General features: G+C 77.0%; 2 protein-coding genes. Both read left to right on the plus strand.

The features are described 5' to 3' along the window. Nucleotides 1–1,372, plus strand: a 1,372-nt coding sequence (locus KBX39_RS29935) for a molybdopterin oxidoreductase family protein (protein ID WP_210873755.1), incomplete at its 5' end; no start/stop codon positions are given. Next, nucleotides 1,369–1,971: NAD(P)/FAD-dependent oxidoreductase (locus tag KBX39_RS29940; protein WP_210873756.1), on the plus strand; the 603-nt coding region annotated here is incomplete at its 3' end. The genes KBX39_RS29935 and KBX39_RS29940, both read left to right, overlap by 4 nt.

Consider the following 1,971-nt stretch of genomic DNA (forward strand, 5'->3'; position numbering starts at 1 on the left):
GGGCTGGCTGGACCGGGCGTACGTGGCGGAGCGGACCACCGGCTTCGACGAGGTCCGGCGGACGGTGGCCGGCTACTGGCCGGCGGAGGTGGAGCGGCTCTCCGGCGTGCCGGTGGCCGACCTGTACGCGACCGCCCGCGCGCTGGCCACAGTGGACCAGGCGATCATTCTCACCGCGCGGGGCGCCGAGCAACACGCCAAGGGCGTGGACACGGTCACCGCCCTCATCAACCTGGCGCTCGCCCTGGGCCTGCCCGGCCGCCCCGGCTCGGGTTACGGCTGCCTGACCGGGCAGGGCAACGGGCAGGGCGGCCGGGAACACGGGCAGAAGGCCGACCAGCTCCCCGGCTACCGGCGTATCGACGACCCGGCGGCCCGCGCGCACGTCGCCGGGGTGTGGGGCGTCGACCCGGACTCGCTGCCCGGGCCGGGGGTGCCCGCGTACCAGCTCCTGGACGCGCTGGGCACGCCGTCGGGCGCGCGGGCGCTGCTGGTGTTCGGCTCCAACCCGGTCGTGTCCGCGCCCCGCGCCGCGCGGGTCGAGTCCCGGCTGCGCGCCCTGGACCTGCTCGTGGTGGCGGACTTCGTCCGCTCCGAGACGGCCGAGCTGGCCGACGTGGTGCTGCCGGTCGCCCAGTGGGCCGAGGAGGACGGCACGATGACCAATCTGGAGGGCCGGGTGCTGCGCCGCCGCGCGCTGCGTGAGCCACCGGCCGGGGTCCGTACCGAGCTGGAGATCCTCGCCGCGCTCGCCGGGCGGCTGACCGACGGCGCGCCACTGCCGAGCGACCCGCGCGAGGTGTTCGCGGAGCTGGGCCGGGCCTCGGCCGGCGGTCCGGCCGACTACGCCGGGATCACCTGGGACCGGATCGACGCCGACACCGGCGTGTTCTGGCCCTGCCCGGACCGGGACGGCCCGGACACGCCCCGGCTGTTCGCCGACCGCTTCCCCACCCCGGACGGCCGGGCCCAGTTCCACGCCGTGACCCACCGGCCGGCCGCCGAGCCGGTGTGCGCCGACTATCCGCTGCACTTCACCACCGGCCGGGTGCTCGCGCAGTACCAGTCCGGCGCGCAGACCCGGCGGGTCGCCGCGTTGCGCCGGGCCGCGCCGGGCGGCTTCGTCGAGCTGCACCCGGACCTGGCGGCACGGCTCGGCGTGACCGAGGGAGCACCGGTACGTGTGGTCTCCCGCCGGGGTGAGCTACGGGCGCCGGCCCGGCTCAGCACCGCGATCCGGCCGGACACCGTCTTCGCCCCGTTCCACTGGCCCGGCGCGCAACGCGCCAACTCGGTCACCAACGACGCGCTCGACCCGGTCTCCGGGATGCCCGAATTCAAGATCTGCGCGGTCCGGGTGGAGCCGGCATGAACGAGCGCATCGTCGTCGTCGGCCACGGCATGGCCGGCGCCCGGCTCGCCGCCGAGCTGCACGCACGCGGCGGGAACCACTCGATCACCGTGCTCGGGGCGGAGCCGCACCGCGCGTACAACCGGATCATGCTCTCCACGCTGCTCGCCGGACGCATCGGCGAGCCGGACGTGGAGCTGGTCGAAGCGGTGGGGCCGGGCGTCGAGGTGCACACCGGCGCGGCGGTCACCGCCGTGGACCGCGCCGCCGGCGAGGTGGTCACCGACGACGGCGAGCGACACGGGTACGACCACCTGGTGCTCGCCACCGGCAGCCGGGCCGTGGTGCCGCCGCTGCCGGGCCTCGCGCCGATGCCCGAGCGGGTCGTCCCGTTCCGCACGCTCGGCGACTGCCGGCGGATCCTCGCCGCCGCCGAGGGCGCGCGCCGCGTCGTCGTGCTCGGCGGCGGGCTGCTGGGCCTGGAGGCGGCCCGCGGGCTGGCCGCGCGGGGTCTCGACGTGACAGTGGTCCACCCGGTCGGCCACCTGATGGAACGCCAGCTCGACCCGCCGGCCGGCGCGGTCCTCGCGGGCACGCTCGCCGGCCTGGGCGTCCGGTCC

Origin of the sequence: Micromonospora sp. D75 (assembly GCF_018070405.1) — a bacterium.
Lineage (GTDB): Bacteria > Actinomycetota > Actinomycetes > Mycobacteriales > Micromonosporaceae > Micromonospora > Micromonospora chalcea.